This is a genomic window from Paenalcaligenes suwonensis (assembly GCF_011290505.1).
In the GTDB taxonomy this organism is placed as follows: domain Bacteria; phylum Pseudomonadota; class Gammaproteobacteria; order Burkholderiales; family Burkholderiaceae_B; genus Paenalcaligenes; species Paenalcaligenes suwonensis.
In genome coordinates this window covers 287160-304077 of record NZ_JAANPV010000001.1, presented here as the reverse complement: position 1 = coordinate 304077, position 16918 = coordinate 287160, and the positions used below count along the sequence as shown (strand labels likewise).

The window sequence follows — 16918 nt, the reverse complement described above, 5'->3', positions numbered from 1 at the left end:
GGAATAAACACATCAATCACAACCAAACTGCTTTTCCATGCTTACAGCAGCACAGGTGTATCTGGCAGATAATTAGGTTCTGTAGATTCTGTTAGCGGTGGCGCCGTACTGCGCAAGATAGCTTCTATGTTTTCTACCGCTTGAAGCAAGCCCTCAACATAGGCTTTACGGCCAAAGGCCTGCTGTAATTTAGTACAAACTTCTTGCCACTGCTCGGCGCTAGCCGAAATACCGCGATCAGCCACAATTTCTATATAGCGCTGATCTAAAGCCAAATACAGTAATACACCGCTATTCAAGGGCGTATCCCACACTCGTAGTCGGCCAAAGACTTCCAAGGCCCGTAGATAGCTGTCTGGCTCATGACTAGGCATCACTGCCTCTACCGCCAACACCAACTCACCACTATGACCTTGTTCGCTGTCATGGATACGTTGTGCAACTTGCTCTAGCACCTGAGCGCTGAAATGCTTGTGGCGCAACCAGTGCCCTTGCACTTGCGCCACGCCCATCATGTTCTTTAATAGTCTTGCCATGGGTTTCTCCTACCAGCTACCAGAAGCACCGCCGCCGCCACTGCCACCGCCGCCTCCGCCGCCAAAACCACCGCCACCACCGAAGCCTCCGCCCCCTCCACCAAAACCACCACCGCCGGGGAAGTTACCTCGACCTCGCTTACGGCCATGGCTAGCCAAGCCATCCAATGCTCCGCCATATTTAGAGGCTCTGCCGGAGCCTGAGCGTCTGCCACCCGCTCCGATGACATACCCTATTAGTGAAATCACCACGCCTACCACAGCCCCTATGAGTGCTAATGGCAAACTTTCAAACAGGATAAATACAAAGACACCCGCCATTAAGGCAGCCGCTACCACAGGCATCACTAGCGCAAAAAAGGCTAACGGAATTAATACGATGGCAGGGCTTTCATCGTCATCAGCACTTTGTGTGACCGGAGGCAAACTTTCACCACGAATCAAACCGCTTAAGCTTGTCACCCCTGCAGCAATACCTGCGGCGTAATCGCCCTGTGCAAAGTAAGGTGTAATCTGCTCGCGAATAATGCGCCCTGCCTGTAAGTCAGTGATGGCACCTTCTAGCCCATAGCCCACTTCAATGCGCAGACGACGATCATCTTTGGCCACTAGCAGCAATACACCATCGTCTACTTTTTTACGCCCTACTTTCCACGCATCAAAAACGCGCCGCGCATAGCTTTCTACACTATCGTTGCCTGTAGTTGGCACAACTAGCACAAATAACTGTGCGCCTTTTTCCAGCTGTAGTGCCTGTAGTTCTTGGCTCATGGCCTGTTGTTGCGCACGGCTTAACGTACCTGTAGTGTCGGTCACCCAATCATTAAGCGGTGGCAAAGGAACGTTTGCGGCCTGCACAGGCAGGCACATCAACGCAAACCAACATGCCATCCAAAAGCCACGCCAACGCAGCAACACGCTAGAACTAGTAGGCATATGTATCACCCGTTGCTTATTGGGCAGTAGCCGATGCTGGTAAATCAAACTTTACTTCGGGGTCACGGCGAATGTCGTATTCCCTATCTACGCCATAGTTTTCCATGACCTTATAGCCAAACAGTTTGGCTGTGACCACGGCGGGGAATTGACGTATGTACACGTTATAGGCTTGTACCGCTTCCACGTAACGGCCTCGCTCGGTGGCGATGCGGTTTTCGGTACCTTCTAACTGTGTCATCAAGTCGCGGAACAAGCCATCACTTTTCAGCTGTGGATAATTTTCTGATACGGCTAGCAATCTAGACAGTGCCGATGACAACTGCCCCTGTGCCTGCTGGAAGCGTTCCATCACAGCTGGATTCTCTAAATCATCTGCCGTAATTTTGATACTACCCACACGTGCACGCGCTTCTGTCACTTCTACCAATACGCTACGCTCATTCACCATATATGCGTTCACCGAACTTACCAGTTTAGGCACTAACTCGGCTCGACGCTCATACTGGTTTAAGGTCTGCGACCACGCCGCCTTCACCTGTTCGTCTAGGCGTTGAATTTCGTTATATCCGCACCCGCTCAGTAACAGAGTTACTGCGGTAATCAACCATAGTCGTAAAGAGTTTTTCATCATGCTCACACGGCAAAAGAAGTAGAGTGAAGAGAGTATCGTGAGCCGCTCTGCGGAACAAGAGTCTCTTTACATTGGTTATCGCTTAGCGACGTAGGTAGCTAGGCAGAAAACTCGATGATACTATGACGTACGCCCTCTGCCTTAACCTGTAGTACTTGTTCACCGTAAACGACTACGCCTAACTTGGCGCCCTCCTATGATTTCTACCATCCTCTGCGATGTAGAAGGCACCACGACAGACACTGCCTTTGTGCATCACATTTTGGCTCCGTACGCGAGACGTCATATCGCAAATTTCTTACGTCAACAGCACGCCCACCCTACGGTCAAACATGCCTTACTGGCCTTACGCCAAGAAGCACAACTCCCGTTAGCGGGGTTAGATAGGCTCATTGCTGAGCTGTTGCACTATATAGATATAGACAAACCCTCCCCAGCACTCAAACAGCTACAAGCCATGATCTGGGCAGAAGGTTATGCAAGCGGACAATTCACAGGCCACGTCTACGAAGACACTTACGAACAATTTAAGCGCTGGCATCAAGCTGGTCTGGCCATTTACCTATACTCGTCGTGCAGCATTGCCGCTCAAGAACAACTGTTGGGTCATAGCGATCACGGTAACTTACTACCGTTAATCACTGGCCACTTCGACACCTCGGTAGGTCCCAAACTCAGCAAAGCCTCGTACAGCAGTATTCGTGAAACACTGGGCATACCCGCCACCGAGTTGCTGTATGTATCGGCCGTACACCGAAAACTGGACGCCGCCAGACAAGATGGCTGGCATACCGTGCAAATTAGTCGTCAAGCACCTGACCGGTTCAGTACACATGAGCAAGTCAGCTCTTTTCTAGACATTCAAACCACGTAGTCGTCACGGCATTGCCTTATAAAATCAGGCTATTACGTGCGTTACTCTACAACAATGTTGATTTTTGTTATTTCTAAGGCGAATCACAGCTTTCAGGGATATCGGAAACACGGGTTTTACGCCATAGTGCCGCTATAAGTATTCCCGTTCTTTTATTGAAAGATTCGCCATGTCTCCTTCTGCCCCCATCACACCAGAACTTACGCTACCTGCTCCCGTACTGATTGTGGAAGACGATAACCTAGTCCAACAGCGACTAGATCTCATCTTGAAACAGTTAGGCTACACGCCTGATGCGTTAGTATTTGCCGCCACCCTCGCTGAAGCGCGCGCCAAGTTGGCCGAGCACCCCGTCGCGCTAGCATTGGTGGATTTGGGCCTGCCAGACGGAAATGGGTTAGATCTAATTGCTGAGCTCTCTGCTGCTGATCCTGCATTGGGTATTTTGGTCATTTCTGCCTGGAGCACCGAAGACGCTATCTTGGCTGCGTTACGCGCAGGGGCCACAGGGTATGTATTAAAAGAGCGCGAGGATGTGGAAGTAGCACTGTCTATACGCAGCGTATTGCGCGGTGGTGCGCCCATAGACCCCTTCATGGCCAGACGTATTATTGCTGAACTGCAACCTGCACCCTCAGCTCCCCCCACCGTCACACCACAACCACCCGAACCCACACAAGCAGCAACCGGTACGCTTACCGTCCGTGAACAAGAAATACTGCAACTGGTGGCGGATGGGCTGACAAACCGGGAAATTGCTGAAAAACTGGAGCTGTCCAGATTCACGGTAGAGTGCCACATTAAACACATCTACCGTAAACTAGCGGTTTCATCCCGTACTCGTGCTGTGGTCATTGCACGATCACAGGGGCTACTGTCCTAAACCGTTATCGGGTTCATGCCTAAACCTTACTGCAGTCGTGTGCGTACTTTATTTTTTCGTCATTGCTGTAGTCTGATAGGGCTATGGCTGGGGCTGCTTGTGGTTAGCGCTTCGGCTCACGCTCAACCCCTCTGTGAACCGCGCATACTCAGCATAGAAGTGGCACAAGCATCTGCTGAACCACTTTCCCCTCCCCCTGAAAACGGCTGGCACAGCACCTCCTTACCCGATATCAGTTGGCAAAAGCGCTGGCCTACCTACAGGGGCAATGCCTGGTACAAGCTACAGTGGCAAAAGCCAGAATGCGACAACCAACCCATTGCACTGCATATAAGCTCACTGGGTGTAGCGGGCGCCGTATTCCTCAACCATTCATTACTCTGGTCAGACGCCAACCTTAGCGAACCGTTATCGCGCAGTATAGGTGTGCCGCGCTACTGGGTACTGCCGGATGCCCTCCTCAAGCCAGGCATCAACACGATTTGGGTATGGGTAAGCGGAGCCACCACTCAATTTACGGGGTTACAGCATCTGGAATTAGGGCCACTACCCGATATTTTGGCTGCACAGCAAGCCTCGTGGTGGCAAAACCAAGCATTGCTACTGCTGAACTTAGGCGTGACAGGCGTACTAGGTACGCTGGCATTTTTTATCTGGCTACGCCGTCGCAACGAACATAGCTATGGTTTGTATGCGTTACAGGCTTTGATCTGGTTACTGTATTGCTCATTACAAATGCGACAAGAAACCGGACCTATGTTCAGCGACTCATTGCAGATGTCCAGAGCAAACATGCTGCTGTTCTTTGGTTTTATTCTAAGTTTTTCGCTGTTCGTATGGAGCTTTGGTAATTACAAGCACATGCGACGTTTGTGGATAGCGGCGTTAGTACTGCTTATTCTGATCGCTCCCGTCGTGTTATTTGTGCCAGCTGCATCGTTGCCGCTGGCACTACTAGGAGTGTTTTTAATCACCTTAATCGTATTTTGGAGCACCTGCTTACTCTTTCCTATACGAGCCTGGCGCACTAAACACGCCGAGCAGCTATGGCTGTCACTGTGTCTGCTGACCTATTTTGCTACCAGCGTACACGACACCGCCTCCATACTTGGCTTATCTACCTCTAGGCACTTGTACTCGGCGTACACCAGCTTGCTCACCATGTTATTTATGTCGGCCTTACTAAGCTGGCGTTTGGTGAACACGATGCGCCGTATTGAACAATTCAATAAAGAGCTTAGCCAAAGTGTGGCTGAAGCCCGTGAAGAACTGCAAGAAACACTGCTGCGCAAACACGAACTCGCTCTGAATAACTCTAGGCTGCAAGAGCGTTTACATATTGCTCAAGATTTACACGACGGTTTAGGCAGCTCGCTCATACGCTCTATGGCCATGATTGAGCAGCAAAAAACCCCACTGCCCAATCAGCAATTTTTATCTATTCTTAAATTGCTGCGTGATGACTTACGTCAGCTCATTGATACGGGTGCCAGTGCCAAGCTAGATGTTCCTGAACTACCCAGCACATGGATTGCCCCACTACGCTACCGCTTCGGTAATTTATTTGATTCGCTAGACATACACGCCGATTGGGCTATTGCACCACATTGGCAACCCAAACCCTCACCATTGCAAGTGTTGGCCCTGACACGCTTAGTAGAAGAAGCCCTCACCAACGTGGTGAAACACAGCCGTGCCACGCACCTAAGCATTGTGCTACAGCAACCCGATGCCCATACCTTGCAGTTGATTATTGAAGATAACGGCGTGGGCTTTGATGTAGATGCTGTGCAGACGGCAGGCCTCAGCATAGGTATGCGCAGTATGAACAGCCGTATGCAGCATATAGGGGCCACCCTCGCTGTGCACTCTCGGCCAGGCCACACTTGCTTGGAAGTTTTGCTGCCACTCACCTAAACACCCTCAACAGCAGCTAGGCTCGGCGTCTTGCTTCAATCCTATACAATAGACTTGAACACGTTATAATTTATAGCTCTCTACGCGTTTTTACCAATTACGACGCGCTACTGTCAGGCCTTTGTATACGCCTGATTTACTCTACCTGCTTATCACTGACCTGGATTGGTATTGCCCCAATGGCGATAAGGTTGGTTGCTGGAAACTCTCTTGAATTCTGACACTACTTTCGCCTCATTAGGTTTGGCCGCCCCTTTGTTGCAGGCTATTACTGATGCAGGCTACACCCACCCTACGCCCATTCAAGCCCAAGCTATTCCACATGTGATGACGGGTGGCGATTTACTCGCCGCAGCACAAACCGGTACGGGTAAAACAGCGGGTTTCACCCTACCTATTTTGCATAGGCTGCTCACCCAACCTGCTCCAAAACTGCAACCAGGCTCCCCTCGCGTTGTGATTCTGACCCCTACCCGCGAACTGGCAGCACAAGTAGAAGAATCCGTGCGTTTATATGGTGCTCATAGCCGTATACGCTCACTGGTGCTGTTTGGTGGTGTGAACATCAACCCCCAAATCCGCGCTCTGCAAAAACCGGTAGATTTGGTGGTTGCTACCCCTGGCCGGTTACTGGATCACTGCGGTCAGAAAACCATAGACCTGTCCCGCACAGAAACTCTGGTGCTAGATGAAGCCGACCGTATGTTGGACATGGGCTTTATTCGTGACATTCGTCGCGTGCTGGCACTGATGCCCAAACAACGTCAAAACCTGTTGTTCTCGGCCACCTTCTCGTCCGAGATTCGTGCGTTGGCACACCAAATTCTTAAAGACCCTATTGAGGTCTCGGTCGCCCCACGTAACACCACGGCAGAGCGCATTACTCAGAACGTCGTACTGACCGAACAAAGTCATAAACGCGAACTGATTAGTCACATCATCCGCGAAAGTGGCTGGCACCAAGTGCTGGTATTTTGTCGTACCAAACACGGGGCTAACCGCTTAGCAGAAAAGCTCAGCAAAGATGGTCTGAATGCGGCCGCCTTACACGGTAACAAAAGCCAATCGGCTCGTACGCGTGCACTAGATGGTTTCAAAAGCGGCAAAGTCGTCGTGCTAGTCGCGACTGACATTGCTGCTCGCGGTATTGATATTGACCAACTACCCTATGTGATCAACTTTGAACTGCCACAAGTACCTGAAGATTACGTGCACCGTATTGGTCGTACAGGTCGTGCTGGCAGCGATGGTCTGGCCTTATCGCTAGTAGACCGCAGCGAAAGCCGTATGCTGCAAACCATCGAAAAAATGATCAATCAAGACATTCCACGTATTGAGTTCCCTGACTTCACGCCACCTACACGTGCTGCGCTATCTGAAGAACGTAGCCGCCCAGCTCGTCCCGAGCGTGAACGCCCCCGTGGTAACAACCAACGTCGCCCCGGTCAACGCCAAGGCCAAGGAAAGCCTCAAGGTCAAGGCAAGCCAGCAGGCCAACGTCGCCCCCGACGCCCTGCTTCTACGGCTTCCTAACCCTAGGGATTTACCCTTTACCCATTGAATACGCTAACTCGCCCCATTTTGGGGCGAGTTTCGTTGTGCGCCGCATCATCACTACCTTTAGCGCTAAAAACTGCACTGCGACTAAAGTTTTATCTCAAAAGTGGACCCATAGTTTCGCACCTAAATGGTTCTATGTCTTGTCCACTAAGTTCACTTATATTGCCCCTAATAAAAGATCATAACGACGAGACAAACAAGGAGACAATCAGTGTCCACACGACCACTGGTTCGCTTTGAGCAAGTACAAAAATCCTATGACGGCGAGACATTTGTAGTTAAAGATCTCAATCTGGATATTCAGCAAGGCGAATTCTTATCATTGCTGGGGCCTTCAGGGTCTGGCAAAACCACCTGCTTAATGATGCTGGCAGGGTTTGAATACCCCACCACCGGCAATATCTATTTAGACCAGCAGAACATCAATCGCGTGCCACCACACCAACGCAACATTGGTATGGTGTTCCAGAACTACGCTCTGTTTCCACACATGACTGTAGAAAAAAATCTGGAATACCCATTGAAGGTGCGCCGTTTGCCCGCTTCCGAACGTAAGGCCAAAGTACGAAAAGCACTGGAAATGGTGCAAATGGAAGCCTTTGCTAAGCGGTATCCCGCTCAAATGTCAGGTGGTCAGCAACAGCGTATTGCCTTAGCCCGTGCCTTGGTGTTTGAACCCAAACTGGTATTGATGGATGAACCCTTAGGGGCACTGGACAAACAATTGCGTGAACACATGCAGTTGGAGCTTAAAGCCTTGCATCAATCGCTAGGTATCACCTTTGTGTATGTGACCCACGACCAAAGTGAAGCACTCACCATGTCGGACCGTGTTGCGGTGTTTAACGATGGCATCATTCAACAGATTTCTTCGGTTAACACCCTCTATGAAGCGCCACAAAACCCCTTTGTGGCAAACTTCGTAGGCGACAACAACCTGCTCACTGGCACCCTATCCCACACTGATGGAGACATGTGTCAGATCACGCTGGGAGATGGCAGTGTCATTCACGGGCTCAACGTTAATCACACGGCAACAGGGCACGCTGCAGCGCTGAGCATACGTCCTGAACGCATACAGGTGATGGCCGCCCCCACACACAACTGCATCCCCGCACAAATTACCAATACGGTGTACTTGGGTGACCACGTACGTCTGATCTGCAAAACCCACGATCAACAAGAGATCAGCATCAAACAGCAGGTCAGCCAACTTAGCGCAGACACTAGTCTGGCTCCGGGCGCATGGCTATCACTACAACTTCCCCCTGCCTTCGCCCGCGTTTTTACCGCCTAAATCACCCTTGGGCACCACGCTGTACATCCTATACCTATATATAACGGAGACAACCATGAAAACATCCCACAAGGTAGTACTTGGTGTAATCAGTAGTATGTTGGCATTTGGCAGTCAGTCGGCCTTGGCGCGCGACCTGACCATTGTGAACTTTGGCGGTGCTGCCGGCGCTGCACAACAAACCGCCTTTGTAGAACCCCTGCAGCAACAAAAGAACATCAAAATCCTTAACGTTCCCTACAACGGTGAACTGGCCAAAATCAAGGCCATGGTAGACACCAATAATGTGGTGTGGGATGTGGTGGAGATTGAAACAGCTGACCTGAGCCGTGGCTGTGATGAGGGCTTATTCGAGCCACTAGATTGGGACAACATCATTGATAAAGATGCGCTGATCCCCGAAGCCGTACACGATTGCGGCATGGGTGTATTTGTGTGGTCCACCGTCATGGCCTACAACGGCAAAACACTGGATCAAACCCCTAACGGCTGGGCTGATTTCTGGGATGTGGAAAAATTCCCCGGTAAACGTGCTCTGCGTAAAGGTGCCCGCTATAACCTAGAGTTCGCGTTGATGGCCGATGGCGTGGCCCCTAAAGACGTGTACACCGTGTTGAACACCCCTGAAGGCGTAGACCGCGCTTTTAACAAACTCAACGAACTCAAACCCCATATTCAATGGTGGGAAGCCGGTGCTCAACCTTTGCAAATGCTGGCGGCTGGCGACGTAGTGATGTCCACCGTCTATAACGGTCGCATCGCTGCGGCCAACGCGGAAGGCCAAGACCTACGCATTGTGTGGAACGGCAGTATCTACGACTTAGACTACTACGTCATCCCTATGGGTTCGCCCAACAAGGCGCTAGCCCAAGAATTTATTAGTTTCTCGGCGCAGCCCGAGCAGCAAATAAAACACGCCCAAAGCATCAACTACGGTGCCATCAACAAAGCTGCTATCGCTGATCTAGACGAGGCCACCTTGGAACAAATGCCCAACTCGCCGCAAAACGCCGAGCATGCGTTGCTGTCCAGCTATGACTACTGGGCTGACCACGGCGAAGAGCTAGACCAACGCTTCACAGCATGGTCCACCCAATAACCCTTCTGTGATGACGCCGTGCTCGGGATAGAGCACGGCTTGCTTAACGGGTAGTATCTAATGACTTCTTCCATGACGCTGTCTACAGCGGACATAAAAAAAGCCGTGGTCAAAGCACATCGCAAGCAACGCTGGCAAGCAGCTGGATTGCTGGCTCCATTGGCGATATTTCTAGTGGTTATCTTTGTTATCCCTGTCGCGGCCTTGCTGTTTAGGGCTGTGGATAACCCAGAGGTAATAGAACACATGCCACGCACCTTAGTGGCACTGAAAAGCTGGGATCAACAAAGTGCACCACCACCTGAAAGCTATGTGGCGCTCGCCACCGATCTGCAGCATGCCAAAGACGGTACAGGCTCCGGCTTATTAGCTAGGCGCTTAAATTACGAAATTGCAGGCTACAGAACGCTAATTTTTAAAACCGTACGCAAAATGCCGTTGGCTGATGTGCAAAACAAATCGGCCGAAAGCATACGTGACGAAATCATCGCCATTGACCCACGCTGGGCCGAGGTGGACTATTGGCGCGCTATCAGCAACAACGACCGCGCTTATTCAGACTATTACTTACTGGCCTCGCTGGACCTAACTCGCAACACTCAAGGCGAGATTGTTGCCGTACCAGAAGGCAGCTCAGCCTTTCAAAGTATCTTTGCGCGCACCTTTGAAATTAGCTTTGGCGTCACTCTTATTGCCTTGTTACTGGGCTTCCCGCTGGCGTACTGGATGAGCCGCATGAGTGCACGCAGTGCCAACTTGGTCATGATCTGTGTGCTGATACCTTTCTGGACGTCTGTATTGGTGCGTATTGCTGCATGGATAGTACTGCTGCAACGCCAAGGTTTAATCAACAAAACACTGATGCAACTTGGCCTAACTGATATGCCGTTAGACCTACTGTTTAACCGTATAGGCGTCTACATTGCCATGGTGCATATCATGCTGCCATTTATGGTTTTACCTATATATAGCGTGATGCGTTCTATTCCGCCTACCTATCAACGGGCGGCCATTTCGTTAGGCAGCCACCCCTTTGCTGCCTTCTGGAAGGTATACGTGCCACAGACTTACCCCGGTATTGCCGCTGGGTGTTTGTTGGTCTTCATCATCTCTATTGGTTATTACATTACCCCTGCCTTACTAGGGGGTGCCAACGACCAAATGATCAGTTACTACGTGGCCTACTTTACGAATCAGACCATTAACTGGGGTATGGCAAGCGCCTTAGGTTTCTTGTTATTGGCCGGCACCTTAGTGCTGTACACCTTGTACCGCCGCCTCTCTGGCCGCGAACTGGGACTGGGCTAAAGGAATAGTCATGACACCTAATCCATATCTTTCGCCTTCTGAGCGCCTGTGGAAAATAACCCAGCGCGTACTGTGCTGGCTCATACTGATTTTCCTGCTTACGCCCATTCTGGTCATTGTGCCCTTGTCGTTTAGTGAGGGCAGCCTGTTGCTGTACCCCATGCCCGGTGTGTCGCTACGCTGGTACGAAGCCTTATTTAGCTCAGAAGACTGGATACGCGCCACACGCAACAGCTTTATTGTGGCCCCCTTGTCTACCGTCATCGCCACCGTCTTAGGCACCATGGCTGCTATGGGGTTGCAACGCGCTAACTTCATTGGCAAAAGCCTGCTGATGGGTATGCTGATTTCGCCTATGATCGTGCCTCTGGTGGTAGTAGGGGTTGGGGTATATCTGTTTTTCGCACCCTACGGCTTAACCAACAGCTACATGGGGTTGGTGCTGACCCACGCTGCCTTAGGCTCACCCTTTGTGCTCACTACGGTGCTGGCGACCTTACAAGGCTTTGATAGCAACTTAGTACGCGCCGCCTACAGTTTGGGGGCTCACCCCTTGCGGGCTTTCTTCACCGTCACACTCCCCATCATTGCCCCCGGGGTAATTGCTGGGGCGCTGTTCGCCTTCATTACCTCGTTTGATGAAGTCATCACGACGCTGTTCTTAGCCGGCCCGCAGCAGGTGACATTGCCACGTCAAATGTTTACCGGCATACGTGAAAACATCAGTCCCATTATTGCGGCCATTGCCGCCATTTTGATTGTGTTTTCCACCGCACTACTACTGACCTTAGAATGGCTGCGTGGCCGTAACGCCAAACGCGCCGTACGCGTAGATAGCAGCACCTAAGTTCGTTATTAAAAAAGGCCCTTTACCGTTTCGAAGGTAAAGGGCCTTTTTGCTATCCATACACTTAAAATCGCTCATCATAACGAGCAGGTAACACCAGCTCGCGTATAAACGACGCATCTGACAACGCCAACATCGTACGCACCACACTGACTACATCATGCACCGGCACCGTATGCCCGTCGTCACGCGCCGCCGCCTCGGCCACTGGCACGGATAACGCATCCTCCGTGTTCAAATAGCCCAACTGCAACACACTCACTTTCAGCCCTTGCGCTCTAAAACCTTCACGCAGGGCGTCTGCCATTCCACTTAACGCAAACTTGCTGGCACCAAAGGCAACCTCAGGCCGACCACTTTGGCGCAACGCCGACGTAGAGCCCGTCAAAATTACCTGTGCTTTGTTAGATCGCAACACATTAGGCATCAAGCGTTTCAGTGCTAACAAAGTCGCAGTGATGTTCACCTCTACCAATTGCTGCAGGCTGTCATCACTGTCATTTAAGAAGTTATAAGCGTCTGAAAACGCCTGCGCCTCCCAAATACCTAAGTTATAAATCAGCACATCAATAGTAGAGGGTGCGGCTGCAGCCAGCGTGTTCACGGCCTGTACAGGATGGCTCATATCAGCCTCTATCCACGCTATAGCCGCACCGTTTAGCGACTGCACATCCTGTGGTCGTTGTCGTGACACACCAATGACGGTATCGCCAGCGCTACCTACGCCTTCTACCAAGGCTCGTCCCAACCCTTTACTAGCCCCTATGATCATGATATTCATGATTTTTCCCTTTTCTGTCTGTGCGAATACCGCCTAATGCGGCAAGATAATTGTGAGTCTGGCAGATTTGAGCGAAAATAGACGTTTTGCCTGATTTTTTCTACAGGCTTTAGCCTCTTTTACCGTATCTGCTGATGTCTACCCTTGCCCAAGAAGCTTCGCGCCGCCGAACTTTTGCGATTATTTCTCACCCTGACGCGGGGAAGACCACCCTTACGGAAAAACTGCTGCTGTTCGCAGGTGCAATCCAAATTGCGGGTAGCGTGAAATCGCGTAAAGCGGAACGGCACGCAGCCTCTGACTGGATGGAGATCGAAAAACAACGTGGTATTTCAGTAGCGTCCTCGGTGATGCAGATGGAATACCGTGACTGTGTGATCAACCTGCTAGACACCCCCGGGCACCAAGACTTCTCGGAAGACACCTACCGCGTGCTAACAGCAGTGGATGCCGCCTTGATGGTGATTGATGCCGCCAACGGTGTAGAGCCACAAACCATTCGCCTGCTGCAAGTATGTAGAGCGCGCAACACCCCTATTATTACCTTCATCAACAAACTTGACCGCGAAGTTCAAGAACCCTTGAACCTGTTGTCCGAGATTGAAGACCACTTGGGCATGGAAGCCATTCCTTTTGCCTGGCCTGTGGGGATGGGGCGTGCATTTGGCGGGGTGTTTAACCTGAATGCCGATCACCTACACGTCTTTACCTCTGGCAAAGAACACCGCAGCGATAACGATGAAAAGCTTCCAGGCCTAGATAACCCCGAAACTGAGCGCCGCTTCGGAGAAAACTTCACTAAAACGCGTGATGAAATTCACCTGATTAAAGAAGCTGTTAGCGACTTCGACCATGACGCCTTCTTAGCGGGTAAACAAACACCAGTGTTTTTCGGTTCTGCACTGAACAACTTTGGTGTGCAAGAAGTGCTGGATGCACTAGTTGATATGGCTCCCCCTCCCGGCCCCCGTATTGCGTTGCAACGTACGGTAGAGCCTGATGAGCCTAAATTCAGTGGTGTGGTCTTCAAGGTGCAAGCCAACATGGACCCCGCCCACCGCGACCGCGTAGCCTTTGTGCGCGTTAGCTCTGGCCATTTCCAACGTGGTATGCGCCTAAAAGTAGCGCGTACCAACAAAGAAATTCGCCCTAATAACGTGGTGTCCTTCTTGTCGCAGCGTCGCGACCTACTAGAAGAAGCTTACGCCGGCGATATTATTGGTATTCCTAACCATGGTGTACTGCAGTTAGGTGACGTGTTGACCGAAGGCGAAAGCTTGCAGTTCACTGGCCTGCCATTCTTTGCCCCTGAATTGTTCCAAGCGGTAGAGGTCAAAGACCCTCTGCGCACTAAACAGTTGCGTATTGGGTTAACGCAATTAGGGGAAGAAGGCGCCATTCAGGTGTTCCGTCCCCACCTCACCAGCGGCGTACTATTGCTGGGTGCGGTAGGTCAGTTGCAGTTCGAAGTGGTGGCGCATCGCCTACGTACTGAGTACAACGTAGACGCCAGACTGTCCCCCTCACGCTACAATTTGGCACGCTGGGTAACAGCCACTGACGAGAAAGCAATGAAGAAGTTCTTAGAGACTAACGCTGCCAATATTGCCTACGACGTCGTTGACGCTATTGCGTTCTTGGCTTCCTCTCCGGCACAGCTACGTGTGGCACAAGAGCTAAACCCCGGCATAGAATTCCATGCCATGCGTGAACATGGCGGACAGGTTTTCGCTACAATGTAAACTTCAAGCTCTGGCCCATTCCTGTGAATGGGCCAGCCGCTACCATCACAGCGAACACTTACTATGTCTTGGCGTTTAATTCTTGCAATCGTGTTACTAGCTTTGGGAGCCTCCGTGTGGGGCGGTATCCAGATGGGTAACTGGCTGGTAGAAAATGGCCCATTGCGTGCTCCCAACATGGTAGCTATTGAAGAAGCTGCTTTGTTAATGCCTACACTAGACGCGGATGGCAAACCCTATGTCACGCCGGCCCCTCAACCCCTGATCAACGGTAGGCTAGGTGTACCAGACGAACTAGAGCCCTTCGACTGGAAGATCACTGCTAAAACAGCAGATAAATACAATCCTCCTATTGCTTTAGCCAATACACGCTTGTCTGCCAGTGCACTGTCGGACTTACGCCAACAAGACTCTACCTCCCCCAGTGGATTACAAGGCATAGCGCGCATTGGTCCTTCCGGTTCCCGAGGAGCGCAAGCCATACAGCCTGTGGATATCACTATTCCACCGCCACCACCTGCTACGCCTGTGCCTAACGTAGGAAGCAACAGCAGCTGGATTCCTCAGTTCCAACGCGAGATGGCAGCCTGCGCACAACGTGGCTTCTTTGAGCGCCCTAGCTGCTCGTGGGATGTACGTAATAAGTACTGTGGTCCTAACAACGCTTGGGGCCAAGTAGACGGTTGTCCGGCGAAATAACCCCTAATGTAAAACCTAGATACAAAAAAAAACGCTACGTACAATACGTAGCGTTTTTTTGATTGACAGTAACAAATGGCGTTAATCGTCGTTCATTTGGGACTGCAAGTAGTTCTGTACACCCACTTTTTCTATCAATTCCAGCTGTGTTTCCAGCCAATCGATATGCTCTTCAGTGTCGTCCAGAATTTTCAGTAGTAGATCGCGAGACACAAAATCGCTCACGCTCTCACAGTACTGCATACCTTCCTTCACGGTGACATGGGCGGCTTTTTCTAGCGCCAAATCACATGCCAACATTTCTGGCACATCTTCACCAATGCGCAGCTTATGCAGGTCTTGTAGGTTAGGCAGGCCTTCTAGCAGCAAAATACGTTCAATCAGCAAATCGGCATGTTTCATCTCGCCGATGGACTCTTCGTATTCTTTCTTGCCCAGCTTTCCAAAGCCCCAATGATTCATCACACGAGCATGCAGGAAGTACTGGTTAATCGCCGTCAGCTCATTTTTAAGCTGCTGGTTCAAGTAATAAATAACTTTGGTGTCGCCTTTCATTGTTCTCACCTCCGGAAAGCTACGTTAAGCCAAACAGACCTTAACTATACCAGTCCGGACACCATTATTTGAGGCTTCAAGCCAGAATAATTAGCGCAAAAAAAGGCAAAAAAGAGAAGCATTCTCAAACACTTAGCTTGAGAATGAGCTGTGAGCTTGTTAGATCAGGACAGGGTGGCGTAAGAAACCGTGCGTGCGGGACGCAATTGTGAGTCATTTGCTGCCAACTCAACAGTTTCAGGTTCACGCGCAATTTGCGTAGCAAACAGCGAACCTTCGCTGGCATATTGCCCACCGGGCAAATACTCAACGGCTGTGTCCGCGCAGGCTCCGCAGCAAGTTGCCACTCCAAGTTGAGCTTGTAAATCTGACATGGTGGAAACACCATTGTTTACAGCTTCTTTGACCTGACGCTCAGTAATAGCGTTACATATACAAATATACATGCGAACTATTATCATCCTCAGTTCCAAAAAAAGCAACTACTGAAGTTTCGTCACACTTTAGCCTTTTTCATAGTTGGTTAAAACCAACGTTATACGCAGCCAAAAACTGGGGTCATCAAAGGCTTTCTGCAACAATACCCCCTTGTCAGACTTTCCTTCCTGATTCTCAAATTTAGGTTGCCATGAAAACAGCTTCTGCTACCCAACGCCCAGACCGCGCTCTGCTACGCAATACGCTGATGCGCCTGACTATGCCCCAGAAACTACTCAGTATCGTCGTCACGCTTGTTGTGGCGCTGATCTGGTGGCCTCTATTGCAGCGTCTAGTACGCTTTGGCGACAGTATCGACTATTCCGGCCTACATGCGCTGGGTTCTGATGGCTTATCGTTTATTCAGCACTACGGTACCTATGTATGGTGGTTTGTTGGGCTGCTTTGCACCCTGCTGATCATCTACATGCTTTATAACTTTGTGATTTTTACCTACGGATTGTGGCAACAACGCGCCGTTAGCGAAAGCACATTAAATACGCTAATTCCGCAGTTATCGCCTGATGCATGTGAAGTCATACACTGGACATGGGCTGAGCGCCGTAATCCCATTACTATCGGTGACTTACAGCGTGCCTCACGCGAATTAGGCAGCGGCCGTTTCGAGAAAATTCGACTCGCCGAACGCCAAGCTGCACTGCTCAATACACACCGCAATGCCGAAACCGTGCCTACAAATGACTTGCAATCGCCCGAATTTCATGTTTGACTAACGGTTATGGATAACGCACGTACTACTTCTCTCAGCATTG

Annotated in this window: 17 protein-coding genes; 11 read left to right on the top strand and 6 right to left on the bottom strand. The window is 50.7% G+C overall.

Features of this window, described 5'->3' with window-relative positions:
* Positions 1-41: 41 nt before the first annotated feature.
* Genes GY634_RS01375 through GY634_RS01365 form a run of 3 tightly spaced genes read right to left on the bottom strand, consistent with a single transcriptional unit; the run spans position 42 to position 2103 of the window.
* Positions 42-536, bottom strand: a complete 495-nt coding sequence (locus GY634_RS01375) for a TPM domain-containing protein (RefSeq protein ID WP_166406784.1) — start codon at positions 534-536, stop codon at positions 42-44.
* A 9-nt stretch (positions 537-545) separates the two neighbouring features.
* On the bottom strand, positions 546-1472 hold the full coding sequence (locus GY634_RS01370; protein WP_242683568.1) for a TPM domain-containing protein: 927 nt from the start codon (positions 1470-1472) through the stop codon (positions 546-548).
* 16 nt (positions 1473-1488) lie between these two features.
* A complete protein-coding gene (locus GY634_RS01365; protein ID WP_166407125.1) occupies positions 1489-2103 on the bottom strand; it encodes a LemA family protein in 615 nt (204 codons plus the stop codon).
* Positions 2104-2302: 199 nt separating this feature from the next.
* Between GY634_RS01365 and mtnC the strand changes: the two genes are divergently transcribed.
* The 8 genes from mtnC (at position 2303) to GY634_RS01325 (ending at position 11891) form a co-directional block, all read left to right on the top strand.
* Positions 2303-2980: an acireductone synthase gene (mtnC, locus tag GY634_RS01360; protein WP_166406783.1), complete on the top strand. Its 678-nt coding sequence runs from the start codon at positions 2303-2305 to the stop codon at positions 2978-2980.
* A gap of 169 nt (positions 2981-3149) precedes the next feature.
* Positions 3150-3863: a LuxR C-terminal-related transcriptional regulator gene (locus tag GY634_RS01355; protein ID WP_166406782.1), complete on the top strand. Its 714-nt coding sequence runs from the start codon at positions 3150-3152 to the stop codon at positions 3861-3863.
* A gap of 99 nt (positions 3864-3962) precedes the next feature.
* Entirely contained in the window at positions 3963-5780 is a 1818-nt protein-coding gene (locus GY634_RS01350) for a sensor histidine kinase (protein WP_166406781.1), read from the top strand.
* 210 nt (positions 5781-5990) lie between these two features.
* A complete protein-coding gene (locus tag GY634_RS01345; protein ID WP_166406780.1) occupies positions 5991-7313 on the top strand; it encodes a DEAD/DEAH box helicase in 1323 nt (440 codons plus the stop codon).
* Positions 7314-7551: 238 nt separating this feature from the next.
* The gene (locus tag GY634_RS01340) at positions 7552-8637 is read left to right on the top strand and encodes an ABC transporter ATP-binding protein (protein ID WP_166406779.1); all 1086 of its coding nucleotides are present in this window, start codon (positions 7552-7554) and stop codon (positions 8635-8637) included.
* A 55-nt stretch (positions 8638-8692) separates the two neighbouring features.
* Positions 8693-9736, top strand: coding sequence for an ABC transporter substrate-binding protein (locus tag GY634_RS01335; RefSeq protein WP_166406778.1), 1044 nt, complete (start codon positions 8693-8695; stop codon positions 9734-9736).
* A gap of 60 nt (positions 9737-9796) precedes the next feature.
* Complete coding sequence (locus GY634_RS01330) at positions 9797-11044, top strand: ABC transporter permease (RefSeq protein WP_166406777.1); 1248 nt, start codon at positions 9797-9799, stop codon at positions 11042-11044.
* A gap of 10 nt (positions 11045-11054) precedes the next feature.
* Positions 11055-11891 (top strand): ABC transporter permease, encoded by an 837-nt coding sequence (locus GY634_RS01325; protein WP_166406776.1) that lies wholly within the window; start codon positions 11055-11057, stop codon positions 11889-11891.
* Between the two features lie 64 nt (positions 11892-11955).
* Here the strand turns inward: GY634_RS01325 and GY634_RS01320 are convergent, their stop codons facing one another.
* Positions 11956-12672, bottom strand: coding sequence for an SDR family NAD(P)-dependent oxidoreductase (locus tag GY634_RS01320; RefSeq protein WP_166406775.1), 717 nt, complete (start codon positions 12670-12672; stop codon positions 11956-11958).
* 134 nt (positions 12673-12806) lie between these two features.
* On the opposite strand from GY634_RS01320, the gene GY634_RS01315 reads away from it, so the two are divergent.
* Both GY634_RS01315 and GY634_RS01310 read left to right on the top strand, forming a co-directional pair.
* The gene (locus tag GY634_RS01315) at positions 12807-14414 is read left to right on the top strand and encodes a peptide chain release factor 3 (protein WP_166406774.1); all 1608 of its coding nucleotides are present in this window, start codon (positions 12807-12809) and stop codon (positions 14412-14414) included.
* 63 nt (positions 14415-14477) lie between these two features.
* Positions 14478-15113: a hypothetical protein gene (locus tag GY634_RS01310; RefSeq protein ID WP_166406773.1), complete on the top strand. Its 636-nt coding sequence runs from the start codon at positions 14478-14480 to the stop codon at positions 15111-15113.
* Between the two features lie 81 nt (positions 15114-15194).
* Here the strand turns inward: GY634_RS01310 and bfr are convergent, their stop codons facing one another.
* Positions 15195-15668, bottom strand: a complete 474-nt coding sequence (gene bfr / locus GY634_RS01305) for a bacterioferritin (protein ID WP_166406772.1) — start codon at positions 15666-15668, stop codon at positions 15195-15197.
* Positions 15669-15832: 164 nt separating this feature from the next.
* A complete protein-coding gene (locus GY634_RS01300; protein WP_166406771.1) occupies positions 15833-16114 on the bottom strand; it encodes a (2Fe-2S)-binding protein in 282 nt (93 codons plus the stop codon).
* 182 nt (positions 16115-16296) lie between these two features.
* On the opposite strand from GY634_RS01300, the gene GY634_RS01295 reads away from it, so the two are divergent.
* Positions 16297-16875, top strand: coding sequence for a hypothetical protein (locus tag GY634_RS01295; protein ID WP_166406770.1), 579 nt, complete (start codon positions 16297-16299; stop codon positions 16873-16875).
* Positions 16876-16918: the final 43 nt, after the last annotated feature.